15 protein-coding genes are annotated in these 16,159 nt (G+C 70.7%); 11 read left to right on the plus strand and 4 right to left on the minus strand.

From position 1 onward, the window contains the following. Nucleotides 1-65: 65 nt before the first annotated feature. On the minus strand, nt 66-743 hold the full coding sequence (locus tag OG841_RS25990) for a GDSL-type esterase/lipase family protein (RefSeq protein ID WP_328639297.1): 678 nt from the start codon (nt 741-743) through the stop codon (nt 66-68). Between the two features lie 113 nt (nt 744-856). On the opposite strand from OG841_RS25990, the gene OG841_RS25995 reads away from it, so the two are divergent. The 3 genes from OG841_RS25995 to OG841_RS26005 all read left to right on the plus strand — a co-directional run bounded on the left by OG841_RS25995 (nt 857) and on the right by OG841_RS26005 (nt 4,280). After that, on the plus strand, nt 857-1,849 hold the full coding sequence (locus OG841_RS25995; RefSeq protein WP_365119238.1) for a WD40 repeat domain-containing protein: 993 nt from the start codon (nt 857-859) through the stop codon (nt 1,847-1,849). A 122-nt stretch (nt 1,850-1,971) separates the two neighbouring features. Then, a complete protein-coding gene (locus OG841_RS26000) occupies nt 1,972-3,486 on the plus strand; it encodes a cellulase family glycosylhydrolase (protein ID WP_371566931.1) in 1,515 nt (504 codons plus the stop codon). Nucleotides 3,487-3,605: 119 nt separating this feature from the next. Continuing rightward, nucleotides 3,606-4,280 carry a Type 1 glutamine amidotransferase-like domain-containing protein gene (locus tag OG841_RS26005; RefSeq protein ID WP_371570822.1) on the plus strand — a complete coding sequence of 225 codons (675 nt, stop codon included), beginning with the start codon at nt 3,606-3,608 and terminating at the stop codon, nt 4,278-4,280. On the opposite strand, the gene OG841_RS26010 is transcribed toward OG841_RS26005, so the two are convergent. Next, nucleotides 4,264-4,416, minus strand: a complete 153-nt coding sequence (locus OG841_RS26010; RefSeq protein ID WP_365119236.1) for a hypothetical protein — start codon at nt 4,414-4,416, stop codon at nt 4,264-4,266. The genes OG841_RS26005 and OG841_RS26010 overlap by 17 nt on opposite strands. A 33-nt stretch (nt 4,417-4,449) precedes the next feature. Between OG841_RS26010 and OG841_RS26015 the strand changes: the two genes are divergently transcribed. After that, nucleotides 4,450-5,073 (plus strand): hypothetical protein, encoded by a 624-nt coding sequence (locus OG841_RS26015; protein WP_371566932.1) that lies wholly within the window; start codon nt 4,450-4,452, stop codon nt 5,071-5,073. Nucleotides 5,074-5,076: 3 nt separating this feature from the next. Then, complete coding sequence (locus tag OG841_RS26020; protein ID WP_328639291.1) at nt 5,077-5,328, plus strand: hypothetical protein; 252 nt, start codon at nt 5,077-5,079, stop codon at nt 5,326-5,328. 67 nt (nt 5,329-5,395) lie between these two features. On the opposite strand, the gene serC is transcribed toward OG841_RS26020, so the two are convergent. Next, a complete protein-coding gene (serC, locus tag OG841_RS26025; protein ID WP_328639290.1) occupies nt 5,396-6,514 on the minus strand; it encodes a phosphoserine transaminase in 1,119 nt (372 codons plus the stop codon). A gap of 91 nt (nt 6,515-6,605) precedes the next feature. Between serC and OG841_RS26030 the strand changes: the two genes are divergently transcribed. The 3 genes from OG841_RS26030 (at nt 6,606) to OG841_RS26040 (ending at nt 11,160) form a co-directional block, all read left to right on the plus strand. Next, nucleotides 6,606-9,503: an FAD-binding and (Fe-S)-binding domain-containing protein gene (locus OG841_RS26030; RefSeq protein WP_371566933.1), complete on the plus strand. Its 2,898-nt coding sequence runs from the start codon at nt 6,606-6,608 to the stop codon at nt 9,501-9,503. A 163-nt stretch (nt 9,504-9,666) separates the two neighbouring features. After that, nucleotides 9,667-10,128 carry a GNAT family N-acetyltransferase gene (locus OG841_RS26035; protein ID WP_328639288.1) on the plus strand — a complete coding sequence of 154 codons (462 nt, stop codon included), beginning with the start codon at nt 9,667-9,669 and terminating at the stop codon, nt 10,126-10,128. Between the two features lie 102 nt (nt 10,129-10,230). Then, nucleotides 10,231-11,160, plus strand: a complete 930-nt coding sequence (locus OG841_RS26040; RefSeq protein WP_371566934.1) for an EamA family transporter — start codon at nt 10,231-10,233, stop codon at nt 11,158-11,160. 24 nt (nt 11,161-11,184) lie between these two features. Here OG841_RS26040 and OG841_RS26045 read toward each other — a convergent pair whose 3' ends face one another. Beyond that, nucleotides 11,185-11,925, minus strand: a complete 741-nt coding sequence (locus OG841_RS26045) for a class I SAM-dependent DNA methyltransferase (RefSeq protein ID WP_371566935.1) — start codon at nt 11,923-11,925, stop codon at nt 11,185-11,187. A 172-nt stretch (nt 11,926-12,097) separates the two neighbouring features. Between OG841_RS26045 and OG841_RS26050 the strand changes: the two genes are divergently transcribed. From OG841_RS26050 to OG841_RS26060, 3 genes are read left to right on the plus strand one after another with little or no spacing between them, the layout of a single operon-like run. Beyond that, a complete protein-coding gene (locus tag OG841_RS26050; RefSeq protein ID WP_365119225.1) occupies nt 12,098-12,892 on the plus strand; it encodes a TIGR03084 family metal-binding protein in 795 nt (264 codons plus the stop codon). Then, nucleotides 12,889-14,556 carry an acyclic terpene utilization AtuA family protein gene (locus tag OG841_RS26055; RefSeq protein WP_328639284.1) on the plus strand — a complete coding sequence of 556 codons (1,668 nt, stop codon included), beginning with the start codon at nt 12,889-12,891 and terminating at the stop codon, nt 14,554-14,556. Before OG841_RS26050 ends, OG841_RS26055 begins: the two co-directional genes overlap by 4 nt. Continuing rightward, nucleotides 14,553-16,151 (plus strand): acyl-CoA carboxylase subunit beta, encoded by a 1,599-nt coding sequence (locus OG841_RS26060; protein WP_328639283.1) that lies wholly within the window; start codon nt 14,553-14,555, stop codon nt 16,149-16,151. The genes OG841_RS26055 and OG841_RS26060 overlap by 4 nt, the downstream gene beginning before the upstream one ends. The last annotated feature ends 8 nt before the right edge of the window (nt 16,152-16,159 follow it).

Raw genomic sequence — 16,159 nt, forward strand, 5'->3', positions numbered from 1 at the left:
GGGCGGCGTACACCGACACCTCGTCGGAGTGCGCCGCCCCGTTCGTGTCCGCCTCGAAGCGCCGATCAGTCGGCCTTGTACGGCCCGCCCAGATCCCAGGCCTGGTGCATCGCCGCCGCGAAGGCCGCCGCGATCTTGTGCTCGCCGCTCGCGTTCGGGTGGGTGCCGTCGTAGGTGTCGTGGTTGATGTCGTACGACGCCGGGGGCGAGACCGGCAGCAGGGGGGAGCGGGGCTCGTCCAGGTCCGCGATCGCCTTGGCGAGGAGCTCGTTGAAGCGGGTGACCTCCGTCGCGAAGGGCGGGTCCGACTCCGCCCGGACATTGGGGATCACCGGGAGGACGGCCATCCGGATCCGGGGGTCGGCCCGGCGGGCCTCGGCGACGAAGGCGCGGACGTTCTCCGCCGTCTGTTCCGCGTTCGTGTAGAAGCCCAGGTCGATCAGGCCCAGCGACACCAGGAGCACGTTCGCGCGGTGTGCCCGAACCGCGTCGCCGATCAGCGGGGCCATGTGCAGCCAGCCCTCGCCCCAGCCGGCCAGGTGGGCCCGGGGGAAGTCGGGATCGGCGTACTCGTACGACGTCGGGGCGTCCGCCGCCTTGTCGTACAGCGTCTCGCGCGGGCCCACGAGGGCGAAGGGGCCGCCGCAGGTGTCACGCAGGTGCTGCCACATCCGGTAACGCCAGGTGTGCTCGCCCGCGCTTCCGATCGTCATCGAATCGCCGACCGGCATGAATCTGAGCATCCGCTCATGATGGATCATCGGTGGCGCAGTTGGCATGTGAGCCCGGCCACGCATCCCTTCTGCCCTCCCGGCCACACCCGTTCAAACGTGCGTCGGGATGGCAGGCTTGGGGCATGCGTCGACCCTTCGCCCTCCTCGCCGGGACCCTGCTCGTGGGCGCCTTCACCCTGCCCGCCGCCGTGCCCGCCTCCGCCGCCGACGGGGACGGGAAGGGGGACAAGGGCTTCACCATCAGCGATCCCCGGATCACCGAGTCCAGCGGGCTCGCCGCCTCGCGGCAGCACCCGGGCATCTACTGGACCCACAACGACCAGGACACCGGCGCGTACCTGTATGCCGTCGACAGCTCCACCGGCAAGACCGTCGCCAGGATCACCATGACCGGCGTCGGCACGCCGCGTGACGTCGAGGCCATCGCCATCGGGCCCGACAACGAGATCTGGGTCGGCGACATCGGCGACAACGACGGGGTCACCTGGCCCTATGTGTGGATCTACAAGCTGCCCGAGCCGAAGGTCCTCAAGGACCAGTCCGTCAAGGCCACTCAGTACGTCGTGAAGTACACCGACGGCTCGCGCGACGCCGAGTCGATGGTCGTCCATCCCAAGACCGGGCGCGTCTACATCATCGACAAGCACGAGGACGGCGGGCATCTCTACGAGGGACCCGTCACCCTCTCCCCCTCGGGGACGAACGTCTTCAAGCCCGTCAAGCCCGTCGACCTGTGGGCGACCGACGCCGCGTTCTCGCCCGACGGCCGGCAGCTCGTCGTACGCGGGTACCTCGGCGGTATCTGGTACGACTGGAACGGCGGCGACATCAAGCGCCGCGGGCGGATCAGCGTGCCGCTCGGGCAGGGGGAGTCCGTCTCCTACTCGCCCGACGGGACCAAGATCCTGCTCGGCATGGAGGGCGCGGACAGCGAGGTGGAGGCACAGGACGCACCCGGGGACGGCGGGTCCAAGTCGCCCTCCGGGAGCGGGAGTTCCTCTGCCTCCGGAAGCGACGGCGGAGGGATCTCCGACGGCACGATCAAGATCGGCGCCCTCGCCCTGGGGGCCGTCGTCGCCCTCTTCGGACTCCGGCGGCTATTCCGGCGTAGCTGAGCACAAGGTGACGTCGACTGTCTTGACGTGTTCATGTGTCCTGACTTACATGGGGTGTGCCGGGTGGTGGGAGCGCTCCCACCAGGTTCCGGGCCCGCGCCTCCCGAGAGGAAGCAGCGAACATGTTCCGCAGCTTGCGAAGAGCGCTGTGTGCGGTGGCGGCGGCGTGCCTGTTACCGCTGGGGACCGCCGGTCTTCAGTCGGCCCACGCCGCCGAGACGGCCGGCGCCGGCTACTGGCACACCAGCGGCCGTCAGATCCTGGACAAGTCCGGGCAGCCGGTCCGGATCGCCGGGATCAACTGGTTCGGCTTCGAGACCAGTAACCAGGTCGTGCACGGCCTCTGGTCCCGCGACTACAAATCCATGATCGACCAGATGAAGTCGTTGGGCTACAACACCCTCCGCATCCCCTACAGCGACGACATCTTCAAGTCGGGGACGGTCCCCAACAGCATCGACTTCTCCAGCGGCAAGAACGCCGACCTCCAGGGGCTGAACTCCCTCGGCGTCCTGGACAAGATCGTGTCGTACGCCGGTCAGGACGGCCTCAAGGTCATCCTCGACCGGCACCGCCCGGACTCCGGCGGCCAGTCGGCGCTCTGGTACACCTCCGCGGTTCCGGAGTCGACGTGGATCGCCAACCTCAAGGCGCTGGCGACGCGTTACCGGGGCCAGGACACGGTCGTGGGCATCGACCTGCACAACGAGCCCCACGATCCCGCCTGTTGGGGCTGCGGTGACACGGCCACGGACTGGCGGCTGGCGGCTCAGCGGGCCGGCAACGCGGTGCTGGGGGTCAATCCCGAGCTGCTGATCTTCGTCGAAGGCGTGCAGACCTTCAACGGCGTCTCCGGCTGGTGGGGCGGCAACCTGATGGGCGTCGCCCAGTACCCGGTGCAGCTGAACGTCGCGAACCGGGTCGTGTACTCCGCCCACGACTACGCGACGAGCGTGGCCCAGCAGAGCTGGTTCAGCGACCCGTCCTTCCCCGCCAACATGCCGGGGATCTGGGACAAGTACTGGGGCTACATCTTCAAGCAGAACATCGCCCCGGTGTGGGTGGGCGAGTTCGGCACCACCCTGCAGCCGACCGTGGACCAGAAGTGGCTGGCGGCGCTGGTCTCGTATCTGCGGCCGACATCGACGTACGGCGCCGACTCCTTCCACTGGACCTTCTGGTCCTGGAACCCCAACTCCGGTGACACGGGCGGCATCCTGAAGGACGACTGGCAGACCGTGGACACCGTGAAGGACGGCTATCTGGCGAGCGTGAAGGCGCCGGGCTTCCCTTCGAGCGGCGACCCCGGAGACCCGGGCGACCCCGGCGGCGGCACGGCGGCCTGCACCGCCTCCTACGCGGTCAGCAGCGACTGGGGGAGCGGCTTCAACGCCGAGGTGAAGGTGACCAATTCGGGGTCCACGGCCCTCTCCTCCTGGAAGGTGACGTGGAGCTGGCCGGGCTCGCAGAAGGTCACCTCCATGTGGAACGCGTCGTACACCCAGACCGGCTCGACCGTGACCGCGGCGAACGCTTCCCACAACGGGGCGGTGCCGGTGGGGAGTTCGGCGAGCTTCGGCTTCGGGGGAGCGCCTGGGGGCGGGGGTGCGCCGGCTGTGAGCTGTACGGCTGCGTGAGGACCGGGTGACGGGGGCGCTCGGTGAGTGCCGGGCGCCCCTTCAACGGGCGCCGGAGCTGCTCTACTGACTCCTGGTTCATGTCAGCGAGGATCTCGTCCTCACTCCGGAAGGACATGATGAAGCTTCTCCTCACCGACTCCGGCGTCAAGAACACGCGCATCCAGGACGCGCTGGTCGACCTCCTGGGCAAGCCGATCGCCGAGTCCAGCGCCCTGTGCATCCCCACCGCGGGGTACGGGGCCCCCGACGCCGATCCGGGCGGGCCATGGCGATTCGTCAGCGGACGATCCCCCCACCCCATGACCGGCCTGGGGTGGAAGTCGGTGGGCGTGCTGGAGCTCACCGCGCTGCCCAGCATCGAGAAGGCGAGCTGGGTCTCCTGGGTCCGGGAGACCGACGCCCTGCTGGTCAACGGCGGTGACGCGCTGTACCTGGCGCACTGGATGCGGGAATCCGGGCTCGCCGGCCTCCTGCCGTCGCTGCCCGACACGGTCTACGTGGGACTCAGCGCCGGGAGCATGGTGATGACACCCCGCATCGGGCAGGACTTCGTGGGCTGGAAGCCGCCCGCCGGCGGCGACAGCACATTGGGCCTGGTGGATTTTTCGCTCTTCCCGCACCTGGATCACCCGGCTTGCCCGGAGAACTCCATGGCCTCGGCAGAACGATGGGCGGCCGAGATCGCGGGTCCGGCGTATGCGATCGACGAGCAGACCGCCATCAAGGTGGCGGACGGAACCGTCGAGGTGGTCTCCGAGGGAAACTGGAAGTTGTTCAACCCGGCCTCGTGAAGCCCTCCTCCGTCGGACGTACTGGGTCGACCGCGTCCTCGGCCAGGCGGGCGGCGCGCTCGTCGAACTCCCGGCGTGCGCTCTGGATGGCGGTGATGTTCGCCTGCGACCAGTCGGTGATGGACTGGCTGGACATAGGGCGCGTGTTCGCTCGATTACGTTCCGTCGCATGGTCAGTTCGCAGCATGACGCTGTACATCGGATCTTCCGGGAGGAGCCGGATCTCCTGGCCCGTCTCGTGCCGGAGACGGGCGTCAGGTTCCCCGAGTACAGCTCGATCGAGCCACTCGACACCGACCTCACCGAGATCTGGCCGTTGGAGCGCCGGGTGGACAGCTTCTTCCGGGTCCGCACGGCCGACGACGAAGGGGGGTTTCTGCTCGCTGTCGAGTCGCAGAGCAAGCCGGACCCGGACAAGCACAACAGCTGGGCGTACTACTTGGCGCACATGTATGCCAAGTACCGGTTGCCGCCGATTCTGCTGGTGGTGTGCCGGGACAAGAAGACGGCGGAGTGGGCGAGGGACCCCATCCGAATCGGGCGCAGTTTCCACACGAGCATGGAGGTGTTCCCGTTGGTTCTGGGGCCGATCGGGGTGCGTCCGATCACCGACCCGGAGGAGGCGGCGAAGGACTTGGCGCTCACCACGTTCTCCATTCTCATCAACGCCAAGGATCCGGGCATCCTTGCCATACTGGACGCGGTGGCGCCGGTGCTGGGGCCCAACGCGGACTGGGCGGAATACATCGAGGCCGGTCTGGACGAAGGACCCAGCCGCGATCATTGGAGGTAACTGATGGCCGTGTACACGCCGAACTTCCCCGGTTTGGGCAGCGTGATGGAGGAGACATGGCGCGAGGTCCACGCCGACGGTGAGGCAAAGGGTGAGGCCAAGGCCATCCTCCGGGTTCTTCGCAGGCGGGGTGTCGAAGTCTCCGAGTCCGTACAGGAACGGGTGATGGCCTGCGTCGACCTGGAGCTCCTGGAGACCTGGCTCGACCGTTCCCTGGTCGTGGAGAACGCCGACGAACTGTTCGGCGAGGAGTAGCCCAAGCACGCGAGAAGGGCGCCCGGTGTCCGCCGGGCGCCCTTCGTCGTCGTATCCCAGAAAACGACTACAGCTTCTCGATCACGTAGTCGACGCACTTCGTCAGGGCCTCGACGTCCGCCGGGTCGATCGCCGGGAACATCGCCACGCGCAGCTGGTTGCGGCCGAGCTTGCGGTAGGGCTCGGTGTCCACGATGCCGTTGGCGCGCAGGACCTTGGCGATCGCGGCGGCGTCGATCTCGTCCGAGAAGTCGATCGTGCCGATGACCTGGGAGCGCTTGGCCGCGTCGGTGACGAACGGGGTCGCGTGCTTGGACTCCTCCGCCCAGCTGTACAGACGCGTCGAGGAGTCCTTCGTGCGGGCCGTCGACCACGCGAGACCGCCCTGGCCGTTGATCCACTCCAGCTGCTGGTTCAGCAGGAAGAGCGTGGCGAGGGCCGGGGTGTTGTACGTCTGGTTCTTGCGGGAGTTGTCGATCGCCGTCGGCAGCGAGAAGAACTCCGGGACGTGGCGGCCGGACGCGTGGATCCGCTCGGCGCGCTCGATCGCCGCCGGGGAGAACACGCCGATCCACAGGCCGCCGTCGGAGGCGAAGGACTTCTGCGGGGCGAAGTAGTAGACGTCCGTCTCGGACACGTCGACCGGGAGGCCGCCGGCGCCTGAGGTGGCGTCCACGAGAACCAGCGCGCCCTCGTCGGCGCCGGCCACCCGCTTGATCGGGGCGGCGACACCGGTGGAGGTCTCGTTGTGCGTGAACGCGTACACGTCCACACCGGCCTCGGCCTGCGGCTCCGGGTGGGTGCCCGGCTCACTGGAGATCACCGTCGGCTCGGCCAGCCAGGGGGCCAGCTTCGAGGCCTTGGCGAACTTCGAGCTGAACTCGCCGAAGGTCAGGTGCTGCGACTTGTTCTCGATCAGGCCGTGCGTCGCGACGTCCCAGAACGCGGTCGAGCCGCCGTTGCCGAGGACGACCTCGTATCCCTCGGGGAGGGAGAACAGCTCACTGATGCCCTCGCGCACCTGACCGACCAGGTTCTTGACCGGGGCCTGGCGGTGGGAGGTGCCGAGGAGGGAGGTACCGGTTGCGGCCAGCGCGTCCAGCGCTTCCGTCCGCACCTTGGAGGGGCCCGCGCCGAAACGACCGTCGGCGGGCTTGATGTCAGCGGGAATCTGGATCTCAGCCACGAGGGGAGCGTAGCCGTTGGAGGAAACCTGGTCGAAACGTAGTCCGTCGGGTGAGACGCGGCGGTGTTGACCGGACTGGTTTGCTGGAGTCATGACGGATCTTGAGGCCGATCTGCGGAAGGTCGTCCGGGGTGAGGTCGGTTTCGACGTCACCTCCCGGGCCCTGGTCACCATGGACGCGTCCAACTACCGGCGGGTCCCTCTCGGGGTCGTCGCTCCCCGGGACGCCGACGACGTGGCCGCCGTGCTGGAGGTCTGCCGCACCCACGGCGTGCCCGTCGTCCCCCGCGGCGGCGGTACCTCCATCGCCGGACAGGCCACCGGTACCGGGGTCGTGCTGGACTTCACCCGGCACATGCACCGGGTCCTGGCGGTGGACCCCGAGATGCGTACCGCCGTCGTCCAGCCCGGGCTCGTGCTGGACCGGCTCCAGGACGCCGCCGCCCCGCACGGGCTGCGGTTCGGGCCCGACCCCTCCACCCACAGCCGGTGCACGCTCGGCGGAATGATCGGCAACAACTCGTGCGGCTCGCACTCGGTGGCGTGGGGGACGACCGCGGACAGCGTGGCGGAGCTGGACGTCGTCACCGCGCGCGGACAGCGGCTGCGGCTCGGACAGGAGTGGGCCGGGGCGCCGACGGGGCTGCGGGAGCTGGTCGACGGGGAACTGGCACGGCTGCGGACCGGTTTCCCCGAGCTGCCCCGCCGGATCTCCGGGTACGCCCTGGACGCCCTCCTGCCGGAACACCGGGCCGACGTCGCCCGGTCCTTCTGCGGCAGCGAGGGCACTCTGGGCGTCCTCACCGAGGCCGTCGTCCGGCTGGTGGAGGCGCCACGCGCGCGTGCGCTCGCGGTGCTCGGGTACGCGGACGAGGGCGCGGCCGCCGAGGCGGCGGCGGGGCTGCTGGTGCACCGCCCCCTGACGGTGGAGGGCATGGCGGCCGACCTGGTGCCCTCGACGGCCGCGCTGCCGCGGGGCGGCGCCTGGCTGTTCGTGGAGACGGGCGGCTCCTCCGAGGGCGAGGCACGCGCGCGTGCGGAGGACGTCGTGCGCGCTGCCGACGTCCTCGACGCGCTCGTGGTGACCGACCCGGCGGGGCAGCGGGCCCTGTGGCGCATCCGCGAGGACGCCAGCGGTACGGCGACCCGGATGCCGGACGGTTCCGAGGCCTGGCCCGGCTGGGAGGACTGCGCGGTGCCGCCGCAGCGGCTCGGCGCCTATCTGCGGGACTTCCGCGGACTGCTCGTCTCCCACGGCTTCAAGGGCACCCCGTACGGACATTTCGGCGACGGCTGCATCCACGTCCGCATCGACTTCGACCTGCTCACCGGTCCCGGCATCGCCCGCTTCCGGCGCTTCTCCGAGGAACTCGCCGACCTGGTGGCGGCGCACGGCGGGTCGCTGTCCGGAGAGCACGGGGACGGGCAGGCGCGGGCCGAAATGCTGCCGAGGATGTACGGCGAGGAGATGGTCGCCCTGTTCGAGCGGGCGAAGGGCATCTGGGACCCGGACGACCTGCTCAACCCGGGGATGCTGGTCCGCCCGGCCCCCCTCGACACCAACCTCCGCTTCTCCGTCCTGCCCCGCGAGCCGGTCGAGGTCGCCTTCGGGTACCCGGCCGACGGCGGCGACTTCTCCGCCGCGGTACGGCGCTGCGTCGGGGTCGCGAAGTGTCGTACGACATCGGCGACCGGGTCCGCCGTCATGTGCCCGTCCTTCCGGGCCACCGGCGAGGAGGCGCACTCCACGCGCGGGCGGGCCCGGCTGCTGCACGAGATGCTGGCCGGTGAGGCGGGCGGGCTGGTCACCGACGGCTGGCGGTCCGAGGAGGTGCGCGAGGCGCTGGACCTGTGCCTGTCCTGCAAGGGCTGCCGTTCCGACTGCCCGGTCGGGGTCGACATGGCCACGTACAAGGCGGAGTTCCTGCACCACCACTACGCCGGGCGACGGCGACCGGCCGCCCACCACAGCATGGGCCGGCTGCCGATGTGGCTGCGCGCGGTGGACCGTATGAGAGCGGCGGCGGTGGTCAACGCCCTTGCCTCCGTAAGGCCGTTGGCGGCCCTCGCCAAGCGGCTCGGCGGGATCGCGTCCGAGCGGCGGATCCCCGAGGTGGCGACGGAGACGTTCAGCCGGTGGTGGGACAGGCGAAAGGCCCGGGGCACCGGTGGTGAACCGGTCGTCCTGTGGCCCGACACCTTCACCGAGCATCTCTCACCGTCCGTGGGACAGGCGGCCGTACGCGTGCTGGAGGCGGCGGGGTTGCGGGTGGTTCTCCCTCCCACCGTGCACCTGGAGAAGGCGCCGGTGGGCGACGGCAGGACGGTCGCCCTCGATCCGGTGTCCCTCCTGCGCGGCCGGGGCCGGGTCTGCTGCGGCCTGACGTATGTGTCGACGGGTCAACTCGACGGCGCCCGTACGGTGTTGCGCCGCACCCTCGACCTGATGGCTCCGGTGCTGGAGACCTCGGCCCCGGTCGTCGTCCTGGAACCGAGCTGCGCGGCCGCCCTCCGCACCGACCTGCCGGAACTGCTGCACGACGATCCGCGGGCCGCCCGGCTCGCCTCCCGGGTCCTCACCTTCGCGGAGGCGCTGGAGCGACTCGCCCCCGGCTGGCGGCCACCTGCCCTGGACCGGCCGGTCGTCGGCCAGACCCATTGCCATCAGCACGCCGTCCTGGGCGACATGGCCGACCGCCGGCTGCGCGAGGCCGCGGGACTCACCGGCGACCTGGCCGGCGGCTGCTGCGGGCTGGCGGGCAACTTCGGCTTCGAGAAAGGGCACTTCGAGGTGTCGCGGGCCTGCGCGGAGGACCAACTGCTGCCCTCGGTACGGCAGGCACCCGAGAGCGCGGTGGTGCTGGCCGACGGCTTCTCCTGCCGTACGCAACTGGACCAGCTGGCCGGGGTGCGGGGGCGGCATCTGGCGGAGGTACTCGCGGAGGCGCTGCGACGCGGTGAAGGCGCTGATGGGGTGGGCGGTCCGTGAGGGGATCCGGGGGCGTTGCCGGGAGGGCCCACAGGGCGACGTGTCACCGGTGAGGTCCAGTGGGACAGGCGGCCGGGAGCGCTCATGGGTCCGGACGGCGTGCAAGGGCTCAAAGGGCGGGACGACCGGACGAGTTCACGGAGGCCGTTGCGATACTCCCGCCGTGGAAACGAACACGCCTCTCACGAGCTGGACCCTGCGTCCGGCGCACCCCGACGACGTCGAGCCGATAGCCGAGCTGCGGGCCATGGTGATGCGCCCCGACCTGGAGCGGCTTGGCCGGTTCGACGAGCACCGGGTGCGGCAGCGGTTCCGGGACGCCTTCGTCGAGCGGCACATGTCGATCATCATGGCCGAGGGGCGTTTCGCGGGCTGTGTCGCCCTGCGGCCGGCCGCGGCCGGCCACTGGCTGGAGCACTTCTTCATCGCCCCGGACCTCCAGGGCCACGGCCTCGGCTCGGCCGTCCTGCGCGGCCTGCTCGCGCGGACCGACGCCGACGGCGAACTCGTCCGCCTGAACGTCCTCCAGGGCAGCGCGGCCCGACGCCTGTACGAGCGCCACGGTTTCACCGTGGAGACCGAGGACCCGGTGGACGTCTTCATGGTGCGGGGACCGCGCCGGTAGCGGACAGTCGTATAACGGGTTTACGCACATGACCAGGTCCACTATCGTGAACCGAGTAGTGCATCATGATGGACGAACCCCGAGTCGATCCCTGGAAGCCCCGTGACCACCTCCAGTAGCGCCCCGACGTCGTCGCCGACCCCGGTGGGCACCGCGCCCGCCCACGGGCCCCGCCGCTCCAGCTCTCTCGGTCCCGTCGGCCTGGTGCTCGCCGGGGGCATCTCCGTGCAGTTCGGCGCGGCGCTGGCCGTGACCCTGATGCCGAGGGCGGGCGCCCTCGGGGTCGTGACCCTGCGGCTGCTGGCGGCCGCGGTCGTCCTCCTCGTCGTCTGCCGCCCCCGGCTGCGCGGGCACTCCCGCACCGACTGGGGCACGGTTGTCGTCTTCGGCCTCACCCTGGCCGCGATGAACGGCCTCTTCTACCAGGCCGTCGACCGCATCTCCCTCGGCGCAGCCGTGACCCTGGAGTTCCTCGGACCCCTCGCCCTCTCGGTGCTCGCCTCCCGCCGCGCGGTCAACACCGTCTGGGCCGGACTAGCGCTCGCCGGTGTCTTCCTCCTGGGCGGCGGGGACTTCGGCGACCTGGACCCGGCGGGCGTCGCCTTCGCGCTGGGTGCGGGCGCCATGTGGGCGGCGTACATCGTCTTCAGCGCGAGGACCGGCCGCCGCTTCCCGCAGGCCGACGGCCTCGCCCTGGCGATGGCGGTCGGCGCGCTGGCGTTCCTGCCGCTCGGCATCGCGGAGTCGGGCACCAGGCTCCTCGATCCGGTGACCGTGGGTCTCGGCGCGGCGGTGGCCCTGATGTCCTCCGTCCTGCCCTACACCCTCGAACTCCTCGCCCTGCGCACCCTGCCCGCCTCCGCCTTCGCCATCCTCATGAGCCTGGAGCCGGCCCTGGCCGCCCTCGCGGGCTTCCTGATCCTCGACCAGTCCCTGTCCGCGCTTCAGGCGCTCGCCGTCGCGCTCGTGATCGCGGCGAGCATGGGAGCGGTCCGGACGCAGGTGGGACGGGGTAAGGCGATCAGTCCGTGAACCTCGAGCGGGCGTTACGCGGCGTCAGCCCGCGATCTTCTCCCACACCGAGACGTGTGTCTCGCTCTCGCTAATGAAGGGTGCCCGGCTCCAGTCCTCCCACCGGTCCCGCAGCCTCATCCCCGCCAACCGCGCCATGAGATCCAGCTCCGCGGGCCAGACGTACCGGAAAGGGATGGTCCGGAAGGAACCCCGGCCGCCCTCGACCCTGACGTGGTTCGAGGCCATCGCCTGGGTGGCCACGTCGTAGGTGTCGAAGCCGAGGCGGTTCTCACCGACGTAGTACGGCACGGCGTTCTGGCCCGGCGGAAGCTTCCGCAGCTGAGGGATCATGACCTCCACGACGAAGGTCCCCCCGGGTGCCAGATGGGCCGCGACATTGCGGAAGCAGTCCACCTGGGCGTCCTGGGTCGTCAGATTCATGATCGTGTTGAAGACCAGGTAGCCGACCGAGAAGGTGCCCGGCACCCGGGCCGACGCGAAGTCCCCGATCGTCACCCCGACCGCCTCGCCGCCGGGCTTGGCCCGCAGTCGGTCCGCCATCGCCCGGGACAGGTCGATGCCGTGCACCTCGATCCCGCGCCGCGCCAGCGGCAACGCGATCCGCCCGGTGCCGACGCCCAGTTCCAGGGCCCTCCCCGCGCCGGCGAGCTCCGCCAGCACCTCCACGGCCGGCTCGACCGCATCCGGCGTGAACATCTCCGCCGACGACTCGTCGTACGTCGCCGCGACGGACTCTCCGAAGTAACCGTCGTCATCGATCATCGGAGGACCGTACTGCGGGGGAGGGTGCGGGCGCCCCTGAATATCGAGGACGCGAGCATAGGGCGGGCCCGCATCGAGGACGCGAGCATCGGGCCCGCGGGGCGGGCACCCGCTCTCGGAAATTAATGCAAGCACGCTTGCTTGTTTCCGGGGTCGCTGACATTCTCGCCCCATGGCAGACCCCACGCCCGTCATCGACGACCTGTGTGCGGAGAGCGAGGAGCTCGACCTGCTGGTAGCCGGACTCAGCCAGGAGCAGTGGTCGCTTCCGACCCCCGCCCCCGGCTGGACCGTCGCCCACCAGATCGCCCACCTCGCCTGGACCGACCACTCCTCCCTGCTCGCCGTCACCGACCAGGCGGCCTTCTCCCGCGAGGTCGAGAAGGCGCTCGCAGCCCCCGGGGACTTCGTGGACGAGGGAGCGGAGGAGGGTGCCCGTAAGCCTCCGTCACGGCTGCTCGCCTACTGGCGGGCGGGACGCGAGGACCTCGCGGAGGCCCTTCGTACGGCACCCGAGGGTGCCCGTTTCCCCTGGTACGGCCCGCCCATGTCGACCGCCTCCATGGCCACCGCGCGTCTCATGGAGACCTGGGCGCACGGACTGGACGTGGCGGACGCCCTGGGAGTGACCCGCACGCCCACCGACCGGCTCCGGCACATCGTCCGCCTCGGCGTCCGCACCCGCGACTTCGCCTTCGGGGTGCACGGACTGACCCCGCCGTTCGAGGAGTTCCGCATCGAACTCGCCGCCCCATCAGGCGAGTTGTGGACCTTCGGCCCCGAGAACGCCACCGACCGCGTCACCGGCCCCGCCCTCGACCTCTGCCTCCTGGTCACCCAGCGGGCCCACCGCACCGACCTCGCCCTGCGCGCGGAGGGCGAGGACGCCGACCGGTGGCTCGACATCGCCCAGGCCTTCGCGGGTCCGCCGGGCAAGGGCCGCACGCCGAAGAGGGCCGCCGGATGACCCTCCGTATCGGCAACGCCTCCGGCTTCTACGGCGACCGCTTCGACGCGATGCGCGAGATGCTCACCGGCGGCGAACTCGACGTCCTCACCGGTGACTACCTCGCCGAGCTGACCATGCTCATCCTGGGCCGCGACCGGCTGAAGGACCCGGGGGCCGGGTATGCCCGCACCTTCCTGAGGCAGTTGGAGGAGTGCCTGGGGCTGGCGCGGGAGCGGGGCGTCAGAATCGTGGCGAACGCCGGAGGACTGAACCCGGCCGGACTCGCCTCCCGCATCAGGGAGTTGGCGGACCGTACAGGCCTCCCGGTCCGCGTCGCGCACGTCGAGGGCGACGACCTCACCCCCCTCCACCCCGGCAGCCTCGCCGCCCACGCCTACCTCGGCGGCTTCGGCATCGCGACCTGTCTGCGGGAGGGCGCGGACGTGGTCGTGACCGGCCGGGTGACGGACGCGGCCCTGGTCACCGGGCCCGCCGCCGCCCACTTCGGCTGGGGACCGACGGACTACGACCGGCTCGCGGGAGCCGTCGTCGCCGGGCACGTCCTGGAGTGCGGGACACAGGCGACCGGCGGGAACTACGCCTTCTTCCCGCAGGGAGACGTCCGCCGCCCCGGCTTCCCCCTCACCGAACTCCACGAGGACGGCACCGCCGTCATCACCAAGCACCCCGGCTCCGGCGGATTCGTCGACGTCGGCACGGTGACGGCCCAGCTGCTGTACGAGACGCAGGGCGCCCGGTATGCGGGCCCCGACGTCACCGCCCGCCTCGACACGGTCCGGCTCACCCAGGACGGCCCCGACCGCGTCCGGATCTCCGGCGTACGCGGCGAGGCCCCGCCGCCCACCCTCAAGGTCGGCCTCAACCGCCTCGGCGGCTTCCGCAACGAGGTCGCCTTCGTCCTGACCGGCCTCGACATCGAGGCCAAGGCCGCGCTGGTGCGGGACCAGATGGAACCGGCCCTCGCCAAGGCGGCCGAGGTGCGCTGGGGCCTGGTCCGCACGGACCGCCCGGACGCCGGCACCGAGGAGGCCGCGAGCGCCCTGCTGCGACTGGTCGTCCGGGACGCGAACCAGGAGATCGTCGGACGCGCGCTCAGCGGGGCCGCCGTAGAACTGGCCCTGGCGAGCTACCCCGGGTTCCATGTGCTGGCGCCACCGGGAAAGGGCTCGCCCTATGGGGTCTTCGAGGATGTGTACGTCCCCCATGGGGCCGTGGACCATGTGGCCGTCCTCCACGACGGGCGACGGCTTCCCGTGGCACCGGCCCAGGAGACCGCCGTACTCGATGATCCCCCGGCACCACCCCTGCCCGAACCGCTGCCGGAAGGCCCCACCCGCCGGGCCCCCCTCGGTCTGATCGCGGGCGCCCGCAGCGGCGACAAGGGCGGCAACGCCAACATCGGGGTCTGGGCCCGGACGGACGAGGCATGGCGGTGGCTCGCCCACACCCTCACCGTTGACCGCCTGCGCGAACTCCTCCCGGAGACGGCGGAGTTGCCCGTCACCCGCCACGACCTGCCCCACCTCCGCGCCCTGAACTTCGTCGTCGAGGGCATCCTCGGCGAGGGCGTCGCCGCCCAGCACCGCTTCGACCCGCAGGCCAAGGCCCTCGGCGAATGGCTGCGCTCCCGCCACCTGGACATCCCGGAGGCCCTGCTATGACCGTCATCGACTCCGGCCTGGACACGGCAGGTGCGGACTACCGCGACAACCGCGAGGCCATGCTCGCCAAGCTGGAGCAACTCACCGCCGAGCACACGAAGGCTCTCGCTGGCGGCGGCGAGAAGTACGTCGAGCGGCACCGGGGCCGCGGCAAGCTGCTCGCCCGCGAGCGCATCGAACTGCTCCTCGACCCGGACACGCCCTTCCTGGAGCTGTCGCCGCTCGCCGCCTGGGGCAGCGAGTACACGGTCGGCGCCTCCCTCGTCACCGGCATCGGGGTCGTCGAGGGCGTGGAGTGCCTGATCACCGCGAACGACCCGACCGTGCGCGGCGGCGCCAGCAACCCCTGGTCGCTGAAGAAGGCCCTGCGCGCCAACGACATCGCCCTCGCCAACCGGCTGCCCTGCATCAGCCTCGTGGAGTCGGGCGGCGCGGACCTCCCCTCCCAGAAGGAGATCTTCATCCCCGGCGGTGCCATCTTCCGGGACCTGACCCGGCTGTCGGCCGCCGGAATCCCCACCGTCGCCGTCGTCTTCGGCAATTCCACGGCCGGCGGCGCCTACGTCCCGGGCATGTCCGACCACGTGATCATGGTCAAGGAGCGGGCCAAGGTGTTCCTCGGCGGCCCGCCCCTCGTCAAGATGGCCACCGGCGAGGAGAGCGACGACGAGTCCCTCGGCGGTGCCGAGATGCACGCACGCGTGTCGGGCCTCGCGGACTACTTCGCCGTGGACGAGCAGGACGCGCTCAGGCAGGCCCGGCGGGTCGTGGCCCGCCTCAACCACCGCAAGGCGTACGGCGATCCCGCCCCCGCGGCGCCCCCCAAGTACGACGCCGACGAACTGCTGGGGATCGTCCCCGGCGATCTGCGCACCCCCTTCGACCCGCGCGAGGTGATCGCCCGGATCGTCGACGCGTCCGACTTCGACGAGTTCAAGCCCCTGTACGGGACGAGCCTGGTGACCGGCTGGGCCGAGCTGCACGGCTATCCGGTGGGCGTCCTGGCGAACGCCCAGGGTGTTCTGTTCTCGGAGGAGTCCCAGAAGGCGGCCCAGTTCATCCAGCTCGCCAACCAGCGCGACATCCCGCTGCTCTTCCTGCACAACACCACCGGCTACATGGTCGGCAAGGAGTACGAACAGGGCGGCATCATCAAGCACGGCGCGCTGATGATCAACGCGGTGAGCAACTCGAAAGTCCCGCACCTCTCCGTCCTCATGGGCGCCTCCTACGGGGCCGGCCACTACGGCATGTGCGGCCGCGCCTACGACCCCCGTTTCCTCTTCGCCTGGCCCAGCGCCAAGTCGGCCGTGATGGGCCCCCAGCAGCTCGCCGGCGTGCTCTCCATCGTCGCCCGCCAGTCGGCGGCCGCGAAGGGACTGCCGTACGACGAAGAGGGCGACGCGGCCCTGCGCGCCATGGTGGAGCAGCAGATCGAGGCCGAGTCGCTGCCCATGTTCCTGTCCGGGCGGCTCTACGACGACGGCGTCATCGACCCCCGCGACACCCGGACGGCACTGGGAATGTGCCTGTCCGCGATCCACACCGCCCCCTACGAGGGCGCACGCGGCGGCTTCGGCGTCTTCCGGATGTGAGGAACCCT

This window comes from Streptomyces canus (assembly GCF_041435015.1).
GTDB classification, from domain to species: Bacteria; Actinomycetota; Actinomycetes; order Streptomycetales; family Streptomycetaceae; genus Streptomyces; species Streptomyces canus_G.